This is a genomic window from Escherichia sp. E14S1, assembly GCF_004211995.1.
GTDB lineage: Bacteria > Pseudomonadota > Gammaproteobacteria > Enterobacterales > Enterobacteriaceae > Escherichia.
Window position 1 is genome coordinate 340,802 of sequence record NZ_RHJQ01000008.1, and the last position, 20,334, is coordinate 361,135.

Annotated in this window: 12 protein-coding genes, 1 tRNA gene and 5 pseudogenes; 5 read left to right on the forward strand and 13 right to left on the reverse strand. The window is 46.3% G+C overall.

Annotated features, from left to right (window positions below; translation table 11 throughout):
• Positions 1 to 32: 32 nt before the first annotated feature.
• The 6 genes from D9734_RS10500 to D9734_RS10525 form a co-directional block, all read right to left on the reverse strand.
• Complete coding sequence (locus tag D9734_RS10500; RefSeq protein WP_130207290.1) at positions 33 to 2,669, reverse strand: fimbrial biogenesis outer membrane usher protein; 2,637 nt, start codon at positions 2,667 to 2,669, stop codon at positions 33 to 35.
• Between the two features lie 82 nt (positions 2,670 to 2,751).
• A complete protein-coding gene (locus D9734_RS10505) occupies positions 2,752 to 3,318 on the reverse strand; it encodes a fimbrial protein (RefSeq protein WP_130207292.1) in 567 nt (188 codons plus the stop codon).
• A 632-nt stretch (positions 3,319 to 3,950) separates the two neighbouring features.
• A complete protein-coding gene (gene sixA / locus D9734_RS10510; RefSeq protein WP_130207294.1) occupies positions 3,951 to 4,436 on the reverse strand; it encodes a phosphohistidine phosphatase SixA in 486 nt (161 codons plus the stop codon).
• 201 nt (positions 4,437 to 4,637) lie between these two features.
• Positions 4,638 to 6,782, reverse strand: coding sequence for a fatty acid oxidation complex subunit alpha FadJ (fadJ, locus tag D9734_RS10515; protein ID WP_130207296.1), 2,145 nt, complete (start codon positions 6,780 to 6,782; stop codon positions 4,638 to 4,640).
• Entirely contained in the window at positions 6,782 to 8,092 is a 1,311-nt protein-coding gene (gene fadI, locus D9734_RS10520) for an acetyl-CoA C-acyltransferase FadI (RefSeq protein ID WP_130207298.1), read from the reverse strand. The genes fadJ and fadI overlap by 1 nt, the downstream gene beginning before the upstream one ends.
• Before the next feature lie 180 nt (positions 8,093 to 8,272).
• Entirely contained in the window at positions 8,273 to 8,557 is a 285-nt protein-coding gene (locus D9734_RS10525) for a YfcZ/YiiS family protein (protein ID WP_130207300.1), read from the reverse strand.
• Positions 8,558 to 8,928: 371 nt separating this feature from the next.
• Between D9734_RS10525 and fadL the strand changes: the two genes are divergently transcribed.
• The gene (gene fadL / locus D9734_RS10530; RefSeq protein ID WP_130207302.1) at positions 8,929 to 10,269 is read left to right on the forward strand and encodes a long-chain fatty acid transporter FadL; all 1,341 of its coding nucleotides are present in this window, start codon (positions 8,929 to 8,931) and stop codon (positions 10,267 to 10,269) included.
• 61 nt (positions 10,270 to 10,330) lie between these two features.
• On the opposite strand, the gene mlaA is transcribed toward fadL, so the two are convergent.
• Both mlaA and D9734_RS10540 read right to left on the reverse strand, forming a co-directional pair.
• Positions 10,331 to 11,086: a phospholipid-binding lipoprotein MlaA gene (gene mlaA / locus D9734_RS10535; RefSeq protein ID WP_130207304.1), complete on the reverse strand. Its 756-nt coding sequence runs from the start codon at positions 11,084 to 11,086 to the stop codon at positions 10,331 to 10,333.
• Positions 11,087 to 11,112: 26 nt separating this feature from the next.
• Positions 11,113 to 11,301, reverse strand: a complete 189-nt coding sequence (locus tag D9734_RS10540) for a hypothetical protein (RefSeq protein WP_130207306.1) — start codon at positions 11,299 to 11,301, stop codon at positions 11,113 to 11,115.
• Between the two features lie 78 nt (positions 11,302 to 11,379).
• On the opposite strand from D9734_RS10540, the gene D9734_RS10545 reads away from it, so the two are divergent.
• From D9734_RS10545 to intS, 3 genes and pseudogenes are all read left to right on the forward strand, one after another.
• Complete coding sequence (locus D9734_RS10545) at positions 11,380 to 12,312, forward strand: formate/nitrite transporter family protein (protein ID WP_130207308.1); 933 nt, start codon at positions 11,380 to 11,382, stop codon at positions 12,310 to 12,312.
• Between the two features lie 75 nt (positions 12,313 to 12,387).
• A tRNA-Arg gene (locus D9734_RS10550) sits at positions 12,388 to 12,462 on the forward strand.
• 161 nt (positions 12,463 to 12,623) lie between these two features.
• Positions 12,624 to 13,097: pseudogene (intS, locus tag D9734_RS10555) on the forward strand (prophage integrase IntS); the annotation flags it as partial.
• 98 nt (positions 13,098 to 13,195) lie between these two features.
• Here intS and D9734_RS10560 read toward each other — a convergent pair.
• The 5 genes and pseudogenes from D9734_RS10560 to D9734_RS10585 all read right to left on the reverse strand — a co-directional run.
• Positions 13,196 to 14,221, reverse strand: coding sequence for an acyltransferase (locus D9734_RS10560; RefSeq protein ID WP_130207310.1), 1,026 nt, complete (start codon positions 14,219 to 14,221; stop codon positions 13,196 to 13,198).
• A gap of 881 nt (positions 14,222 to 15,102) precedes the next feature.
• Positions 15,103 to 16,133: pseudogene (locus D9734_RS10565) on the reverse strand (IS630 family transposase).
• Between the two features lie 294 nt (positions 16,134 to 16,427).
• Positions 16,428 to 16,736, reverse strand: a pseudogene (locus tag D9734_RS10570) (integrase core domain-containing protein); the annotation flags it as partial.
• A 16-nt stretch (positions 16,737 to 16,752) separates the two neighbouring features.
• Positions 16,753 to 17,819 (reverse strand): annotated as a pseudogene (locus D9734_RS10575) (IS110 family transposase).
• Between the two features lie 281 nt (positions 17,820 to 18,100).
• A pseudogene (locus tag D9734_RS10585) lies at positions 18,101 to 18,928 on the reverse strand (IS3 family transposase); the annotation flags it as partial.
• Between the two features lie 286 nt (positions 18,929 to 19,214).
• On the opposite strand from D9734_RS10585, the gene D9734_RS10590 reads away from it, so the two are divergent.
• Positions 19,215 to 20,330, forward strand: a complete 1,116-nt coding sequence (locus tag D9734_RS10590) for an FAD-dependent oxidoreductase (protein ID WP_130207312.1) — start codon at positions 19,215 to 19,217, stop codon at positions 20,328 to 20,330.
• Positions 20,331 to 20,334 lie beyond the last annotated feature (4 nt).

Consider the following 20,334-nt stretch of genomic DNA (forward strand, 5'->3'; position numbering starts at 1 on the left):
GTTTAGACATGGATCATTCCTTAATCACGTTATTAATTCGATGAAACAGACATTGGTGGTTCCATTGGTGTCACCTGTTGTGTCTGCTCCTGAATGACGGGCTGAATATCATGTGATATTGCGGGAGCACTTCCCCCAATTTGCTGGCATGGCAACAGCAAGCCATTGAAGAGATCATCCGGTAGCGGGTCCGGCAGACTGATATCGCAGTGGGATTCTCCCTCCCAGGATACCGTCATGCGTTCACCCGGTTTAACGCCCGCCAGATAGACATTCCCTTCATCATCAACCAGACCAACTTGCTGTTTATTAACATTTTTCACTTCCGCACCAAATGGCGGATGACTACCATCCTGCAATCGCAATACCGCCATTGCTTTCTGCCCACTGATCACCGCAAATTTACGATAACCAATGGCACCTTCCGTTAGCGTTGCCTGGACCACCGACTGGGTGGCCTCAGCATTTTCTGGCAGGTTATTCAAATCGATATAAGCCTGATTACGGTAGTAGTCGTTAACATCGGCCACCACGGCTTTACCAAACATGTTGGTATAAACAGCAGCACCGTTGCCTTCTACTGGCACATTGGCAACACCATCGGCATCAATCAGCAAACGCGTACCGCCCATGTTCTGCGTGCGATGCAGCGCGCCGCCGTGGGCAGTCAGCGTTGCACCGCCCTGTAAAGAGATACCCGCGGAAGTGTATTGCCCTTCATGATAGTTGGCGCTCAGATCAACTTTTGCCATAGTGCCATCGTGGCTGTAATAACCATCTACACTGGCGTGGTTTTCACTGGTCCCTGTGCTCACCGTATAGTGGCTGGCGTCATCTATTCGATGGTACAAGCTCGCCTGGCTGCTGTCGGCACCACTGCCATAGTTGCCGTTGTAACTAATGGTGCTGCTGTCACCCCACGGCAGGCTTAAGGAAAGATAAATACCTTTATCGGCATTGTTATCGTATTCATAGCGATAACCGGTCAGAGAAACGCTCATGTTTCTGATACTTCCCATATTGAAATAATGAGAAAGCATCATGTTGTAGTTGGTTTGATCTTCGCTGTCCCAGTAGGTGTGGTGGGAATAGTTGAGATAGACCGAAACACGCGCATCCCTGAAGTTCTGGTTGTAAGTGACCGTATACATCTCTTTGTCGTTACCCGTGCGCGCCCGATCGGCGTTGTTAGCATCCAGGTATTCGCTCATGGTCATGTAGTTTTTTTCAGAGAAGCGATATCCGGCAAAGGTCACACGGCTGTTGAGTTCATCAAAATCTTTGGCATAACTGACACGATAAGAGTTACCATCCAGCGTTTTGTTGCCGTATACGCTGTTGTCGTCAAAACGAGTACGGGAGTGGGTAACGTCAAACGCTAACGCGCCAAACAGTGCCAAATCGCGTCCAAGTCCAATTGCCGCTGACTGGTAGTTTTCATCCGCTAACGCACCGCCATAGAGCGACCAGCCATTGGCAATCCCCCATGATGCCTCGCCTCCCGAGAAGAAACTCCCTTCGACATGATGATCCCAGTTTTGCGGACGGCCCATCGCCACTTTATATCGCACCTGGCCTGGTCGGGTCAGAAACGGCATGGAAGCCGTGCTGACGTCATATTCCTGCACCTGACCATTTTGTTCTTCAATACGGACATGCAGAGTACCAGATACCGAATCACCAATATCCTGAATACGGAACGGGCCTGCGGGGACCTGGGTTTCATAAAGGACGCGCCCCATTTGCGTTATCGTAACTTTCGCGGTGGTATGTGCTACACCGGAAATATCCGGAGCGTAGCCGCGAAGGTTTGGCGGCAACATTTGATCGTCGGTGCTGATGCTACCGCCAATGTAGCTAAAGCCATCAAAAATATCGGAGTTGAGGTAATCTTCGCCCAAAGAAAGTTTGGCTTTTAATGACGGCAAGGCGCGCCAGGCGTAGTAACGGCTCCACTCCCAGTTTTTTTGCGTGCCGCTATCGTTAGCATCACCATCATCGTTACTGCGGGTATGCCGATAGTCGCTCTGCCAGTCGGCACGCAGGCGCCACGGGCCAACGTTAACGCCAACCGTACCATTACCACTAATATCGTTAGTATCATCCCCACCCTCTTCATGCCGGGTCTGGGCGTTGATACTGTAATCGGCAATAAGACCGGGAATACCTTCATCCCAACGTGAAGGTGGATCCCATTCACTGTCGGTATATTCAAGATAAGCCTGTGGCAAAGAAATCACGAGAACTGACTGGCTTAAATCGCCAGTCATTTCCATGCCATTTAACGGTTCAGTATTCAAACACTGACCATCACGAATCCATTGCAAATTTTTCGTGATATCTTCTTTAAAGCCTAACTGAGCAACCAGTTCAGGCGGTAAGCAGGCATACGATTTATCAGGATTGTTTTCGACTGCGTACCAGTAGATATCGTATTCATCAGGTAAGGATTGGTTATTTACATGAACCTGTAAATTATATTTACCCGGCTCAACATAACCTTTTTGGGAAAAACGACCCAAATCAATTTTGGTATTCCCTTTTAACTCGAGAAATCGGGCATCAAACTGAATGGTATCATCTGCCAGGGCATAAAATGGACTTCCGGAAATTGCCAGAGCAATCCACCACGAAAGCCCCCGTAAACGGAGAAAAGAATGTTCGGGCATTTACGTATCCATCCGTAATTATTATAATTTAATTATCTTTCATTTAAAAACCCCATAACTTTGCAGTTATGGGGGAGTCACATTAAAGATACGTAATCTGGAATGTTGTTAGCGTTTCAAACGGAGCCGGAGTTGGTGTTACCGCAGCAGTTTCACCGACTAACCAGGCTTTAAATTTCAGCGTTTGTTTCTGTTTGCCTTTACCCGTTGAACTGTCCATTGCGATGGCCTGATCGATACCTTTGCCCAGGTCATAGCCTTTACCACGCTGGTCGCCAATCACCAGACTTACGTTTGGAACTTCGGTGCCATTATCCAGGTTAGACAGGGAGTAATTATTTGGATTACCGGAATATGGATTACCGGTAAATGTCGTGGTCATCGTTGTTTCAGTATTGAAATTGCAATCCTGTAAACGAATCTGGAAATCCTTTGGTGTGGTAGTTTTGCCACCCGTTAAAGAACCGGTACCGATGCTCCCCATATCCACTTCCAGCTTATGGTCATCAGGAACAATTGAGCACGGAGAGTCTTCAATTATACCGAAAAATCTCACTGTACCGTTGTTCCCTGCGGCTACGACCGATGCTGAAGTCAGCGCCCCCATAAGCATTGCTGTGGCGACGGCTGCTTTTACAAACTTACTCATTATTTGTCCTTAAATCATAAATGATTAAAATGTCAGCCAACTGACATATTAATACTGAATATAATAACTTTCAGTGTAATTTGCAGTGGCTTATAACCCACCATTGAATAGGATTTCTGAGGTCTCGTGAGATGATATTCTTTGGCGTGGCGAGCATGTTGATATTATAGAGCGCGTGACACAATTTAAATTTACTAACAACAATATTTAGAAATATTTAAATGATTAACAAAACAAATAATATTTTGAGAACTTTCCTGGAATTACGTGGCAAATGACTAAAATATGGTATAAACACATCATGGAGTGAATGATTAAAGAGCAAAAAACAACCAACAACAAATAACACGATTGTATTTTTATTTTTTGCCGATACAATATTAAAACACTAAAATTAATATAAAATCAAGACCAAAAAATATCTCTTTTCTACTCTCTTATTCTGCGTTCACAGTGGTTAACTCTGGAAATAAAATACAAGAAAAGGTAATGAATATTTCTAGATGTAACTTTATGCAAATCGGCGATTAAACGCTAAAAAGATGCCATCTGCATCGTTATTGGGAGAATTTCAATAAGGTATGAACAATTCAGGCCCGATAGCTTGCGCCATCGGGCACTTTACGATCACATCAGATTGCTTTTGCCATTTTCAAATTACACGGACTCATCTGCCAGTTGAATGTGCCGTTTCCGCTTTCATCAAGCGTTACGCTGGCAATGGCCGAAGTGGTAAACATAGGCGGCGTTTCGCCCGGACATAACTCGGCAACCAGATACCCGACTAACGGTAAGTGGGAGATAACCAGTACCGAAGCGACACCTTCGTTGGTCAGCGCCTGTAAATATGCACTGACCAGCCCTACATCGCCGCAGGGCGTCAACTCCGGCAGAACTTCCACGTTGGAAGGCAGGTTCATACAATCCCCTACTTCCTCCAGTGTTTGCTCGGCTCGCAGGAACGGGCTCACCAGAACACGTTCGACTTCCACTTTTTGACCTTTCAACCAGTTCGCCATCAGGCGAGATTCGTCACAACCGTTAGTGGTCAGAGGACGAACCGAATCACTGGCGGCATCGAGGGCTGCGTCGCCGTGACGCATGATAAAAACTTGCATATTGCACCGCTTTTGTTAACCAGATTCACCCGCCCCGTTCATCTGAAACCAGAGAAACAAGGCGGTGGCCGGCATTGTGCCTTATCCATTCACCGAATGAAACGCTGTTTTTTACCTCAATGGCGCAAGTATAGTCAATATGCGTTTACATTTTGACCAACACTCCGCCATTCAGCGCGGATTCATATAGCTTTGACCCTTTTATTGAGGGTCAGTTGCACTTGTTTTCCAAAAACTTTCCCCGCGCTCGCTCATCTCTAATAGACGCTCGCAAGGGGTAAAACGAGAACCATACTGCGTGGCCAGTCGTTGCATTGTTGCAACGACTTCCCCCGCGCCGAGAGCATCGATATATCGGAACGGGCCACCAAGAAACGGAGGGAAGCCTATTCCAAATACCGCGCCAATATCCCCGTCACGCACACTTCGGATAACCTGCTCGTCCAGACAACGTACTGCTTCATTCAGCATCAACATCACACACCGTTCAGCAACCTGCGGTGCGGAGAGTCGCCCCTGCCCTTGTACACCAATTAGCGGGTAAATGGCGGGATCGACCTGTTTTTTGCTTTTACGCCCTTTTTGGCCATAAAGATAGAAACCTCGGCCATTTTTTCTGCCTTTGCGATCATCATTCAAAATTGAAGAAACAACATTTGCAGGCGCGCTAAAACGTTCTCCATAAGTTGCTTCCAGTACAGGAATAATTTTAGTCCCGGTATCAATTCCTACCTCATCCAAAAGTTGGATTGGTCCCACCGGAAAACCAAATTTCACCAGCGCGGCATCAATATGCTCAACACGTTCGCCTTCGGTCAACATGCGGATAGCTTCATTAATATACGGCGCCAGGATGCGATTGACATAAAACCCAGCTTTATCCTTTACCACAATCGGCGTTTTGCCCTGTTTTTTCGCCAGTTTTACCGTGGTGGTGATGGTTTTCGCCGATGTCCCCGCATGAGGAATGATTTCCACCAGCGGCATTTTTTCCACCGGGCTGAAGAAATGCAGGCCGATAACTTGCTCTGGTCGCGTGGCGTGCGCGGCAATATCGCTAATCGGTAAAGAGGACGTGTTCGATGCAAAAATGGTATGAGAAGCGCAGTTTTGCTCAACTTCTGCCACCATCTGCTGTTTTAATTCGAGATTTTCAAACACCGCTTCAATAATCAGATCTCGATGGGCAAAGCCACGGTAATCCGTCGTCCCCGAAATTAAAGCCAGTTGCTTGTCGCGTTCGCTGGCTTTGAGATGACGACGGCGCACTTTACCCTCCAGCTGCTCCCAACTGTATTTCAGCGCATGATTTATGCCCTGGGCATTGATATCTTTAATTCTTACCGGCAGACCCGCTTTACAGGCAGTAACGTAGGCAATTCCACCGCCCATCAACCCGCCGCCTAAAATCCCCACGCTGTTTAATGGCGCAAGAGGAGCATCACTGCCGGGATCTTTCTTCACTTCAGTACTGGCAAAAAAGATATTGCGCAGCGCCTGCGATTGCGGCGTCATCGCCAGTTCACCAAACGCCCGAGCTTCGGCGTCATAGCCACTGCTGGTCCCCTGCGCTAAACCGGTTTCAATAACGTCAAGAATGCGTTTTGTCGCTGGATAGTTACCCTGAGTTTTTTGCTCTGTTTTCTTGCCTACCATTTTGAACAACAATGCACGACCTAACGGCCCCGCCAGAATACGCTCGCGTACAGGTAGAGGGCGGGAAGATGGACGATCCTGCTTTGCCAGCTCAACAGCGGCTTCCAGCAAAATGGAGTGCGGAACGACGTCATCCACCAGCCCCAACTTTAATGCCTGTTTCGCCCGAAGTTGTTTTCCGGTGAGGATCATCTCTAATGCTGTGCTGACACCTGTCAGGCGTGGCAAACGCTGAGTTCCGCCTGAACCTGGCAATAATCCAAGCTGAACCTCCGGCAAACCGAGCACAGTTTTAGGATCGTCAGTACAGACACGGCCATGACATGCCAGCACCAGCTCCAGCCCGCCCCCCAGGCAAGCGCCGTGAATAGCGGCAATAACCGGAACAGGCAGGGCATGAATCTCCGCCATCAACTGTTGGCCCTGCCGTGCCAATGCTTCCGCTTCTTGCGCCGTTTTGCAGTTGCCGATCATGTTGATGTCTGCGCCAGCAATGAAGTTGTCTGGTTTAGCGGAGACAAACACCACGCCGCGCAACTCTTTGTTTTCACGGAGTTGCTTAATAATGGCGCGCACCTGCGAGGCAAATTCCGCCTTCAGGGTATTCATTTTCTCGCCGGGAACATCAATGGTGATAACGGCAATGTTGTCCAGACGGACATTGAGGGTAAACGCTGATACCATTTCCATTATTCCGCCTCCACAACCATTGCCGCGCCAAGCCCACCTGCGGCACAGGCAGTCACCAAACCAAACCCACCGCCGCGACGCCGCAGCTCATGTAAGGTCTGGGTAATCATCCGTGCGCCGGTAGCCGCAAAGGGATGACCATAAGCAATCGAGCCGCCAAGCACGTTAAATTTGCTATCGTCAACTTCGCCAGTGGCATGTGCACGCCCCAGTACGTCGCGGGCAAAACGTTCGCTGCCAAGCAACTGAATATTGGCCAGCGTCTGGGCGGCAAACGCTTCGTGCATATCAATCAACGTCAGATCGGCCATTGTCAAGCCAGCACGTTCCAGCGCCAGCGGTGTTGACCAGGCCGGACCGAGCAGCATGTCCTGCCAGACATCTATAGCGGTAAATGCGTAGCTGCGCAGATATCCCAGCGGCACCAGCCCTAATTCTTTCGCCCGGGATTCAGTCATCAGGATCACCGCTGCCGCGCCATCGGTCAGCGGCGTACTGTTTGCCGCCGTTACCGTCCCGTGTTTGCGATCAAACGCCGGGCGCAGCTTTGCGTAGTCGGCAAGCGTGGAATTGCCGCGAATATTATTATCTTCCGCAAGAGGCTGTTTATAAGGCGGGATATAAGCGGTCATGACTTCTTCTTTTAATTTACCTTCTGACCACGCCTGGGCGGCACGTTGATGCGAACGGTGGGCCAACGCATCTTGCTGTTCACGGGTGATGCCGTACGTTTTTGCCATTTGTTCGGCGGTGTCGCCCATCCGTAATCCAGTGGAGTATTCCGCCACTGCCGGAGGCACCGGCATTAAGTCACGCAAACGTAAGCGAGAAAAAAGTTTCAGGCGCTGGCTCATGGTTCGTGCTTTGTTGACATCAACCAGCACGCGCGCCAGTTTTTTACTGACGCCAATTGGCAATACGGAAGAGGAATCTGCCCCACCGGCAATCCCCGCTCGAATAGTTCCCGCCATCAGGCTTTCTGCGACGTTTGCAACCGCCTGGAAACTGGTAGCGCAAGCGCGGCTGACGCTGTAAGCATCGGTATGCACATTCATTCCAGTGCCGAGAACAATTTCACGCGCAATGTTGGGCGCTTCCGGCATTTGCACAACCTGACCGAAGACCAGTTGCTCAATCACTTCTGCGGGAATTTCGCTGCGTGCCAGCAATTCGCCTACGACCATCTTCCCCAAATCAACAGCAGGAATGCCATGAAAAGCCGTCGCCTGGCGGGCAAAAGGCGTACGTAACCCGCTAACGATGGCGATACGATCGCCCTGACGGGAAATCAGCGGTAAAACCTGACCCATAACACTCCCCTGTAAAAATAAGATATAAAGTGGTCTGACCTGATCATAGTATTAACCATTTTTTTACATTTAGCCAAGCGGAGAAAAGGGAAAGTGGGAGCTATGACACAGTGAAGACAGGAGAAAGAAAAGAAAACGCCCCTACTTGTTGCTGGCAGGGGCGTACGTACCCGAGAGGAATTAACGCAGACCCAGCTGGAAGATCAGTGTTTCAGCTTCGCAGGCAAAAGTGAAATCGATATCCAGGCGCACACCGTCAGACTCTTCAGTGAAAGTCGGGGTGATTTTGCATGGTTCGGATTCCACGCTACGGGCTTTTTCAGTCAGCGCCGCCAGCGTTTGTTCTGCTTCTGCGCGGTTTGCAAACACACGGCTGTAAGACGCGGTGCAGTCGGAGTTGTCCATAATGGTGCCAACATCCATACAGCAGCAAACCGGGGTTTCATCAGCACTACATTTACTCATCGTTGATTTCCTCTGTATGTGCACCTAAGGTGCCAGATAAACGTTGCGGATATTTTACGCTTCTGAAAAGTGCCACTCCAGTTGTTAATTCTGCAAAATCGGATAAGTGACCGAAATCACACTTAAAAATGATCTAAAACAAAATTCACCCAAATCTATGAGTGCGCTACCTCCAAATTTTGCCAGCTGGATCGCGTTTCTTAGATCATATTTGAAAAAACATAGAAACATACTTGCAACATTCCATCTGGTCCGACCTATACTCTCGCCACTGGTCTGATTTCTAAGATGTACATCAGACCCTACACTTCGCGCTCCTGTTACAGCACGTAACATAGTTTGTATAAAAATAAATTATTGAGGTTATGGTCATGAGCCAGAAAACCCTGTTTACAAAGTCTGCTATCGCAGTCGCAGTGGCACTTATCTCCACCCAGGCCTGGTCGGCAGGCTTTCAGTTAAACGAATTTTCTTCCTCAGGCCTGGGCCGGGCTTATTCAGGGGAAGGCGCAATTGCCGATGATGCCGGTAACGTCAGCCGTAACCCCGCGTTGATTACCATGTTTGACCGCCCAACTTTTTCAGCGGGCGCGGTTTATATTGATCCGGATGTAAATATCAGCGGAACGTCTCCGTCTGGTCGTAGCCTGGACGCGGATAATATCGCGCCTACGGCATGGGTTCCGAACGCTCACTTTGTTGCGCCAATTAACGATCAATTTGGTTGGGGAGCTTCCATTACCTCTAACTATGGCCTGGCGACAGAGTTTAACGATACTTATGCAGGCGGTTCTGTCGGTGGTACAACCGACCTCGAGACCATCAACATGAACTTAAGCGGCGCCTATCGCTTAAATAACGCATGGAGTTTTGGTCTCGGTCTGAATGCCGTCTATGCCCGTGCGAAAATTGAACGCTTCGCAGGCGATCTGGGGCAGCTGGTTGCAGGTCAGATTATGCAATCTCCCGCCGGGGCGACTCTACAAGGACAGCAACTGGCGGGCATGGCTAATAGTATCCCAAGCGACGAGAAAATTGCCCATCTGAATGGTAACAAATGGGGCTTTGGCTGGAATGCCGGCATCCTGTATGAACTGGATAAAAATAATCGCTACGCGTTGACCTACCGTTCTGAAGTTAAAATTGACTTCAAAGGTAACTACAGTAGCGATCTGCCAATTGCTATTAACAACTACAATTTCGGTCTGCCAACGGCTACGGGCGGAGCTACGCAGTCAGGTTATCTGACGCTAAATCTGCCTGAAATGTGGGAAGTGTCTGGTTATAACCGTGTCGCGCCGCAGTGGGCGATTCACTATAGTCTGGCTTACACCAGCTGGAGTCAATTCCAGGAGTTGAAAGCTACGTCCACCAGTGGTGATACGCTGTTCCAGAAGCATGAAGGCTTTAAAGATGCTTACCGCATCGCACTGGGTACCACTTATTACTACGATGATAACTGGACCTTCCGTACCGGTATCGCCTTCGATGATAGCCCCGTTCCGGCACAGAACCGTTCGATTTCCATTCCGGATCAGGACCGTTTCTGGCTGAGCGCAGGTACGACATATGCATTTAATAAAGATGCATCTGTCGATGTTGGTGTCTCTTATATGCACGGTCAGAGCGTGAAGATCAACGAAGGCCCGTATCAGTTCGAGTCTGAAGGTAAAGCCTGGCTGTTCGGTACTAACTTTAACTACGCGTTCTAATAACACGTTAGTTTAATAAGAAAAAAGGTGAGTTTTCCAACTCACCTTTTTTATTGGCTTCTTATTCAGAATCGATATCTTTTAAATCATCCTGAATCGCTTGCGCATTCGGGTTTTCCTGCGGTTTGAGTTCTCCGCCATTGGCGATGAAATCATGACGCTGGAAGTACGCCTCGCGCACCATGACGTAAGGATCGGACGACTGACGAAGCAGGCCATCAGAATCCAGCAGTTGCGCACGCGTTTCGATACCTTCAAGTGTCCATTTTCCTACCGACATCGGCCAGGTCAACCACGAAAGCACTGGATAGAGGCCATCAGCCATATCACCGCCGTCATCACGCAGCGTGAAGCTACCGTAGAACGGTAACTGAACATAAGGCCCATACCCCACGCCATAGTGACCGAGCGTGCTACCAAAACGGTGAGGTTCCGTTCGTTGCAGTTTCGGATTCGCCATCCCAGCAACATCAATAAAACCGCCCATCCCCAAAATAGTGTTCAGGAAAAAGCGGGTAAAGTGGACCATCCCCTGATAAGGGTCGCCCTGCAGGAAGTAGTTAACCATCACTGCAGGTTCTTCAAGGTTGCCAGTAAAGTTGCTTAACCCATTACGTGCCGGTTGCGGAACATAATCACGCCACACGACAGCCACCGGTCGAACCACATACGGGTCTAACACATTGAAGTTAAAATTGTACATGGTGCGGTTGAACCCTTCTAACGGGTCAGAACGCCCTTGCTGATCTGTTCCGGAACTCGCACACCCCACCAGAAGCGTAGTTCCCAGAGCAAGCGCCGACAGGCGAAGCTTCATAAATGTCTCCCTGTTTTTTTTATGGCTTATGCAGTTTGCCATCCATGACGGAACGATACCGTATCCGCCTGTTTAGGTGTGGGCGATTGTAACAGCACGTCAAATGATGTCCATACGCCCTGTTTTGCTGATTTGATCATAGCCTGGTAATCACCGCCCTGTAGGCTACTTGATTCTATAGAAACAGAAAAAGGCAAACGTTGCCTTTTATTCATTTTCAGAGTAACTCCCGCCAGTTGCGAGCAAAAAAGCCGCTACGCTTTAGCTATACGTGCTAATCAAGAGAACTCACCATGGATAACGATAAAATTGATAAACACAGCGACGAAATTGAAGTCGAGAGTGAAGAAAAAGAGCGCGGAAAAAAAATTGAAATAGATGAAGATCGGCTCCCTTCCCGGGCAATGGCTATCCACGAACATATTCGTCAGGACGGCGAAAAAGAGCTGGAACGCGACGCAATGGCGCTACTGTGGTCAGCTATTGCAGCAGGTCTGTCGATGGGTGCATCGCTACTGGCAAAAGGGATATTTCATGTCGAACTGGAAGGCGTGCCAGGGAGTTTCTTGCTGGAGAATCTCGGTTATACCTTTGGTTTTATTATCGTTATTATGGCGCGCCAGCAATTATTTACTGAGAACACCGTGACAGCGGTACTACCCGTAATGCAAAAACCGACAATGGGCAATGTCGGTTTATTGCTACGACTTTGGGGCGTTGTTCTGTTAGGTAATATTCTGGGAACGGGTATTGCGGCGTGGGCTTTTGAGTATATGCCTATCTTTGATGAAGAAACCCGTGATGCGTTTGTCAAAATCGGCATGGATGTGATGAAGAACTCGCCCAGCGAGATGTTTGCCAATGCGATCATTTCCGGCTGGCTAATAGCTACTATGGTATGGATGTTTCCGGCGGCGGGTGCGGCAAAAATAGTAGTGATTATTTTGATGACCTGGCTTATCGCCCTGGGAGACACCACTCATATCGTTGTCGGTTCCGTAGAGATCCTCTATCTGGTATTTAACGGCACACTACACTGGAGCGATTTTGTCTGGCCATTTGCGCTTCCCACTCTGGCGGGAAACATCTGTGGCGGCACCTTTATCTTCGCGTTGATGAGTCATGCGCAAATTCGCAACGACATGAGCAATAAGCGAAAAGAAGAAGCACGTCAGAAAGCAGAACGTGCGGAAAACATTAAGAAAAATGATAAAAATCCGGCATGAGTGGCGAGCGTTTAAGCAATCGAGCGGCAGTGTACTTACCCCGCAGTCCATTAGCGGGTATACTCATGCCGCGCTGTCCTCTTAGTTAAATGGATATAACGAGCCCCTCCTAAGGGCTAATTGCAGGTTCGATTCCTGCAGGGGACACCATTTATCAGTTCGCTCCAATCCGTACCAGTCCGCAAAATCCCCTGAATATCAAGCCTCCCGTAGATTCACAGTTTGTAATGGTTCGCTTCAGATCGTTGACAGCCGCACTCCATGACGGGTAAAAAGTGGATAAAATAATTTTACCCACCAGATTTTTACCCGTGCTCACCGTTAAGCAGATTGAAGCAGCAAAGCCGAAAGAAAAACCATACCGCCTTCTCGATGGTAATGGCCTGTACCTTTATGTTCCTGTATCCGGGAAAAAGGTATGGCAGCTTCGCTACAAGATTGACGGTAAGGAGAAAATCCTGACTGTCGGAAAATATCCGCTTATGACTTTGCAAGAGGCAAGGGATAAGGCATGGACCGCGAGGAAAGATATCTCGGTTGGCATAGATCCGGTAAAGGCGAAAAAGGCTTCGTATAACAACAATTCCTTTAGTGCGATTTACAAGGAATGGTACGAGCATAAGAGGCAAGTATGGTCAGTCGGCTATGCGACTGAACTTGCCAAAATGTTTGACGACGACATTTTACCTATCATCGGCGGTCTTGAAATTCAGGATATTGAGCCGATGCAACTTCTTGAAGTAATCCGCAGATTTGAAGATCGCGGTGCAATGGAGAGAGCCAACCTTACTATATCTCGAATAGCACAAAGCCTTGCAATCCAGTGCAAAGCTTTGTGTGTCTCAGTTTTGTCTTACGCTTAAACGTATCTTTTTATTTAGAATTATTTGATGCATTTAATTTTAGATTTTCTTTTCAAAATTAAGCCGCATGGAATCTCAATATATTTATAGCTTAAGTATGAAGACAGAAGAATAAGTACTATAATTGGTACAACCATCAATAATTTATCTAACATATAGATATCACATAGCTTATTTATTATACATATAATGATCACATGCGAAAGATATGTCGAGTATGACCAATCTCCAAGTTTAGATGCAATTCTTGATATAGTGCTATTGCCAATATTGTTTTCAAGACATAAAGCGGAAACAATTAAAGCAGCGCAAGGGATTCCAATTTGGAGAAGTCTTTTTGATTCACTGCTAAAAAATATACTTATCAGTGATAATACGGATATTGTTAGTGCAGTTTTAACACCGATATTTCTGAATAGCCCATTATTATAACATATAGCTATTACCCCCCCCATAACAAACTCAAACAACAGTTCATCATTATAGAAAAGAAATACAGTAGACTCATTATTGCCAAGCCATGAAAACAAATTCATTACAACAAGAGGAATTAGAATACAGCAAATTTTTTTGTTGTTTTCAGGGAATAACAGAGAAATAAATACGCACGTATAAAATAGCATTTCAAAATTAAGAGTCCACCCAACCGTTAGGGTTGGAATATACCAACCTATCTGTTGATTCATTACCGGAATAAAAGCAAGGCTTTTTAATACATTATTTAATCCAATCTCAGCAAACGGAATAACTCCGTGAAAATTGTATGATATTACCACTACCAGCAATGTGTAGAACCAATATGCAGGAATAATTCTTACCATCCTATTGAGAGCAAATGACGTAGGTGTAATATTATTTTTCGATATTGACTTATAAATAATAAAGCCACTTATGATAAAAAACATATCGACACCATTGCCAGCCTTAAGTGCAATAGTGTGCATCAATTTGGATGATGCAGACCATTGAAACATGACTTGAGAAATATGATGATAAACAACTGCCCAAGCAGCAAGTGCTCTTAAGATTTGTATTGACTTAATCACGGATAAATCCTAATGTTTTTTCATGCATTTTATACTATACCGATCGAAAGTCCAGTTCTCTTTTCCCATATCATACTATTCGCAATATACGGTGTAAAAATATGATAAACATCAACTTCCTTATTAATGTGTTAATAAACCATTTTTGTTAAATGTTTTCTATGCCCAATAAGAATCAATACTATAAGTTATAGAACCTTTTATTGTGGCATCAACATTGACATCGCTTTTATGTACAGGATCACAATCAGGGTTGTTAAATTTGTAAAAATCAATGTAATCATTTCCGCGATCGATGGCTCGCCGTAAACACTTGCCACCCAGTTGTCAAACCAAAAGTTATGGAAATAACGCCAGATACTTGGTTTGCGGCTTTGTGCGGTAGGTTTTTCATTCTCATTTAACCTGATTGTTCTGCGAATACGTTCAGTCTTATAATAAACTCTATAGTAACCAAACTTCCATTTTGATGATATTTAACATCCCTAGCTAAAAGTCAAATACCATTTGTCGAATCACCAAATGTTATCGTAATCTCACCATCAATAGAGCGTCGTTCTCTTAATGACTCTAGTTGCAAGGCATTCTGAACAGATGTAATTCATGCTGCATAGATATTAGCCGAAGTGTTATATACAATAGTTGACCCTGCCAATAGTTAACCCTGCAGCGTCATCTGTACAGCCAATTAGCGGCATTCCCGTGCCAAATTTACCGCCATTTATGACAATATGATTACCTGGGCCATGTATGTAGAAGTTCCATGAATATGATTTCCCCCACGAAAGCATTGGATTATTAAAAGTTACGTAATTATTATCTTTAACAGAAACAATCTGATCCCCCCCCATCTTTTGGTATGCATATATACCCAATAAACATCAAGATGTGGGTGTGAACACCCGAAAGTGATCATTAATTCTGGATGTCAGCCGCTATATCCGGCAGCGTCTGGTTAAAAAAGACAGATATTGCGTCCCTGAACACTCGCGTACTGCTGAAGTAGCGATTATTCCGCGCATGTTCGTTCATTAATTTCCACATTCTTTCTATCGGATTCAGGTTTGGACTGTAAGGGGGAAGGTAATGCAGCCTGATATTTACCACTTCCGCCCAGTCTTTCACTAACTGTGAACGGTGATAACCTGCTCCATCCAGAATAACGTGGATTTTCTGGTTATAATCAGGATAAACCTTTCGTATATCATTGAAAAAACGGTATACATTATATTCATTAATGGTTTTATATTCGCAGATTAGCGGTGACGTCAGTGCTTTCAGATTTAGCGCCCCATGATATTCAGGCGTGTGCGGCTGCCTGTTGTTTTTACTGCTTTTTTCTGGCCTTTGCGTATCCAGCCATAGCTGATTTTAGTGGCCTGAGTCGGATGGACTCCATCAATAAAAAGAATCGGTTCATCACCCACAGTTGTTTTCAGTTCCACATAATATTCAATGAATTGCCTTTGTTTCTCTTCACAGAATTTATGGGGAACGCCTGACGGTTTTTGTAGGTGAAACCATTACAATGCAGCCACTTATTCATCCCCGGAATGCTGAAAATGATGTTCCATGTCCGGGTGACAAACGCAATAACATCGCGGGTACGGTGAAATAAATTATCGGATAACTGACTGATAAAAAGGGCCATTTGTTCAGCTCTGAGTTTGCGGCCTGAGCCGCCGTTTTCGGCCTTCAGTTTCCCTTTATTCAGGAATTCACTGATATGGTGATCAATCGTTGTCTAATGTAGGCGTAAAGCCTGAGCAATCATGGCAGAACTCCAGCCTTCGGAGGCCAGAAGAATAGCTTAAATACGAGCTCTGACTCGCCCGTCACGGCTGGAATCATGAAGGCGTTCAAGTTCAGCTTTTTGTTGCTCAGTGATGAATATTTTCATGTTGGACAGCATGATCTCCGATTGCTGAAAAATCAATCAGTTCCAATGATCACGGGTATAAAATCGTTAATTGTATTATCGTTACCTGACTGCAAATGCATTCCTACCCCCATTCCAATATCAGTTGCAGATGGTAACTCATAGGCACAACTGGTCATGGTGGGGCCATTACAGTTATTGATATAGTAGGCCGTTCTGACAGTACCATCACTTGTACAACAAACCATGTTCGAATACTGACCGTTCTCTATCCGGAAAGCTCCTGGCAAGACTTAAGCATCGTTTACCCGTCCAGAGTTGAAGTGGTCAACAAAAACTGGCCACCGAGTTAGAGTTTTTCCAGTATCGATTTTCCGATTCGTTTGGGGGTAACCCACCGTTATATTCGTGCGGTCTTAGTGCGCTGTAATATCCAACGATATAGTCCGTTATGGCGTGAGCAGCCTCGCTGAAGCTTACGTAACCCACCACCGGTATCCACTCGTTCTTCAGACTCCTGAAGAAGCGTTCCATTGGGCTGTTATCCCAGCAGTTTCCGCGCCGGCTCATACTCTGCCTGAACTGGTATCGCCACAGTAACTGCCGAAACTGCCTGCTCGTATAATGACTGCCCTGGACGCCCTTCTAAGAGTCAAGCCGTTATCGGGATGCTGTTGATCTGCCTGTTTTGATTACGCAGTAATGTATAAACTTCGCGTGAGATATAGCGCTTCAGGCAGCGTATTGCTTCCATTTTTGTATGCCCTTCCGCTACTCGTCTGGCGACATATTCCTTCGTTTTATCGTCAGTTCGCAAACGTCCGATGGCAATGATGTGAAGTGCACTATTTGCAGCACGATCTCCACCCCGGTTAAGTCGGTAACGATTCGTTTTTCCTGAAGATACGGGAACAGGGCTGACACCACACAGTGCCGCAAAACCTGATTCTGATCTTAATCGTTGGGGATTGTCTCCTGCCGTGATCAGCAACTGCGAAGCGCTTTCGTATCCAATAGCATTACGTTTAATCAGTTCAGGCGCCAGCTCATCGACAGTTGCCGCAATCATGACATCCAAATCAGCGATTTCGTCATGTAACTCGAGATAGCGTCGGGCAAGGGACTTTAATGAAATACGATAAACGTTGGTAACATTGCGGTATTCACTGGCATCAGGCCGCCAGGATCCCAGAGTCCTGATGAGCTGCATGCGCGTCATATTTCTGAGCTGTTCACGTAATTCATCCGGGGCAGAGATAATATTGGAATGGATAATCTGGAGAGCGACTCTGCGGGCTGATATTGCTGTTTTTCGGCAAGTTTTTAATACCCGCAGAGACTCAATCATGCCATTGCGCGTTTTGGGTGTGACGGTTCTTATTCCGGAGAATGCGGCGTGAGCGGCACATTCAGCATCAATCGTGTCACTTTTACCCCGTTTGCGTCGCTCCATCCGATCTGGCGCAGTCACCTCAAGAACTTCTAACCCGGCATTCTGTAAATAGCGAAGCAGACCTGATCCATAGGTGCCTGTACACTCAGCTTTAATACCCCAAACGAAGTCATCCATGCCAGCATCTGCCGGTAACCTTGCCGTGTTGTGGAGAAAAACCGGGTCCCCAGAACTTTATTGTTCTGATCTACGACAGCGGCAACGTGCAGATCTTTATGTGTATCCACGCCACCCACAACAGCGGCTTCCGTAACTTTACCTGCCATGACAGAGCTCCTGTGAGGAAACAGAGTTGAATCTCCAGACAGATAACCCGGACAGGACAGTAACGAGACAAGCCGTCAGGCCCTTCTTGAGTCACGCGCATCGGTGAGGAGATGCCTCGCATGAAGGCGCTTCCGGCAACCGACAGGTCCAGGGCAGGACACAAAAGGTCGATCGCTGTGTGAGTCAGGATGCGGGAAGGTCTTCACTGCATCAGTAATCACACCAATCTGGTTAAACAGCAAACAGAGTGATGATAAAAACTGATACCGGCATTATTACTATCGCTGTGGAACATCACCCCGCCGGGCTTACCACGGGTTTCCCATGCCATTTCCAGCGCTTTCATGGTGAGCCTGCTGTCCGGCGAGAACGACATGGCCCAGCCCACTGGTTTTCTTGCGAACAGGCCTAGAACAACGGCGAGGTACGCCCAGCGCTTACCCGTCCAGATATAGGTCACATCACCGCACCTGATTTGGCTCGGTTACGGCGAACTGCCGTTCAAGGTAGTTAGGGATAGCAACATGTTCATGACCACCACGTTTATATCGGTGAGTCGGCTGCTGGCAACTGACCAATCCCAACTCTTTCATGAACCTGCCAGCAAGCCAGCGTCCCATCTGGTAGCCTCTCCGGGTTGCCATTGTGGCGATGCTTCTTGCTCCGGCCGAACCGTGGCTGATGCCATGTAGCTCAAGTACCTAACTGCGTAATACAGCCCGTCTGCCGTCTGGTTTTTCAGGACGGTTTTTCCAGTATCTGTAGCCAGAGTGTGACCACAGGATAATGCGCTCTGAGTTTCCCGATTATCGAGAACTGTTCAGGGAGTCTGACATCAAGAGCGCGGTAGCCTTTTTTAATATTTCGTTTTCCATTTCAATTCGTTGTAGCTTTTTCTTTAGCTCACGTATTTCGATTTGTTTCGGAGTTATCGGGAAGTCTGTTTGTGTTTTTCCCTGACGCTCATCACGCAGTTGTTTGCCCCATCTTGTCATCGTGGAAAGGCCAACATCAATAGTTTGGCGGCATCTGCCACTGTGTAGTTCTGGTCAACAATCAGTTGAGCGGATTCGCGTTTGAATTCAGGACTAGATTTTCGGCTTTTCATTTGTGCACCTGTATTGTTCTGAGGTGAGCATATCACCTCTGTTCAGATGAACAAATTAAATAAACCACTAAAATTCACAATAGACTTTCATTCATCTAACGAATTAAGTATTATCCCAATATTAAGGATAATCTAAAAATATAGCCGCAGTTAAATTTTTGTACACCCAAACTTACCAATATTAATACTTATCAACGTTAATACTTATAAACATTAATACTTATAAACATTAATACTTACCAACATTAATACTTCTAGTTTTAACGTATTTTCGGAGGTTTCGATTATGGGGAGTAAAAATATTGCAATCGCAGGAGGCGGTTTTTTTGGTTTGTATCTGGCAGAACAACTTGCATTGAAGGGTTGTAAAGTTACAGTTTATGAGAAAAGTCAAGAACTCATGTCCCGAGCATCCTATGTTAATCAGGCTCGAGTGCACAATGGCTATCATTATCCACGCAGCATCTTGACTGCGTTACGCTCTCGTATCTCTTTCCCCCGTTTTGTTACTGAATTTCGCGACTGCATTGAAGATGATTTTGCCAAATATTACCTTGTTGCAGGTGCGTTAAGTAAAATAACAGGTGCACAATTTAGCCGATTTTGTCAACGTATAGGTGCTGAATGTGAAGATGCTCCTCCGTCAGTGAAACGTTTGATTAATCCTGTACTTATCGATGCGGTGTTTACTACCCGTGAGTATGCATTTGATTCCCATAAGCTGCGTAATATAATGCTACAACGGCTTTCAGCGGCAAAAGTTGCTATTGTAACGGACGCGGTTGTTGAAAAAGTTAGCAAATCTGGTGAGGGGTTAGAGGTAATCACAACAATATCTGGACAACCAGATATTAGCTATGTTGATCATCTTTTCAATTGTACTTATTCAAGAATTAATTATCTCTTGAATGGTTCTGAGCTTACATTAATTCCCCTTCGTCATGAAATGACGGAAATGTGCCTTGTAACTGTTCCAGATGAGCTAAAAAAAATGGGGTTAACACTAATGTGTGGTCCATTTTTTTCTGTTATGCCATTCCCACCAGCTCAACTACATTCCTTCAGCCATGTTCGATACACACCCCATTACCAATGGAATGACAGACCAAATGAACCTTACGAGGATGCATATAGAAAGTATGAACTGAATGAACGGCATTCAGCCTGGGGGCATATGATAAGAGATGCCACGCGTTATATCCCTTGTTTGAGTGAATGCCAATATCAAAGCTCTATCTGGGAAGTAAAAACAATCCTTCCACGAAGTGATAGCGATGATTCTCGCCCAATTTTATTTCGCCCGAATTATATATTGAAGGGGCTTCACTGCGTGATGGGTGGGAAAATTGACAATATTTATGATGCTCTACATGAAATAGAACGCGTGATCGAGTTGAGTTGATAAA

What these genes read in the sequence shown, in the direction of transcription:
- D9734_RS10500 (WP_130207290.1), bottom strand. Translation starts at nt 2,669, where the DNA reads ATGCCCGAACATTCTTTTCTCCGTTTACGGGGGCTTTCGTGGTGGATT.
- D9734_RS10505 (WP_130207292.1), bottom strand. Translation starts at nt 3,318, where the DNA reads ATGAGTAAGTTTGTAAAAGCAGCCGTCGCCACAGCAATGCTTATGGGG.
- sixA (WP_130207294.1), bottom strand. Translation starts at nt 4,436, where the DNA reads ATGCAAGTTTTTATCATGCGTCACGGCGACGCAGCCCTCGATGCCGCC.
- fadJ (WP_130207296.1), bottom strand. Translation starts at nt 6,782, where the DNA reads ATGGAAATGGTATCAGCGTTTACCCTCAATGTCCGTCTGGACAACATT.
- fadI (WP_130207298.1), bottom strand. Translation starts at nt 8,092, where the DNA reads ATGGGTCAGGTTTTACCGCTGATTTCCCGTCAGGGCGATCGTATCGCC.
- D9734_RS10525 (WP_130207300.1), bottom strand. Translation starts at nt 8,557, where the DNA reads ATGAGTAAATGTAGTGCTGATGAAACCCCGGTTTGCTGCTGTATGGAT.
- fadL (WP_130207302.1), top strand. Translation starts at nt 8,929, where the DNA reads ATGAGCCAGAAAACCCTGTTTACAAAGTCTGCTATCGCAGTCGCAGTG.
- mlaA (WP_130207304.1), bottom strand. Translation starts at nt 11,086, where the DNA reads ATGAAGCTTCGCCTGTCGGCGCTTGCTCTGGGAACTACGCTTCTGGTG.
- D9734_RS10540 (WP_130207306.1), bottom strand. Translation starts at nt 11,301, where the DNA reads ATGAATAAAAGGCAACGTTTGCCTTTTTCTGTTTCTATAGAATCAAGT.
- D9734_RS10545 (WP_130207308.1), top strand. Translation starts at nt 11,380, where the DNA reads ATGGATAACGATAAAATTGATAAACACAGCGACGAAATTGAAGTCGAG.
- D9734_RS10590 (WP_130207312.1), top strand. Translation starts at nt 19,215, where the DNA reads ATGGGGAGTAAAAATATTGCAATCGCAGGAGGCGGTTTTTTTGGTTTG.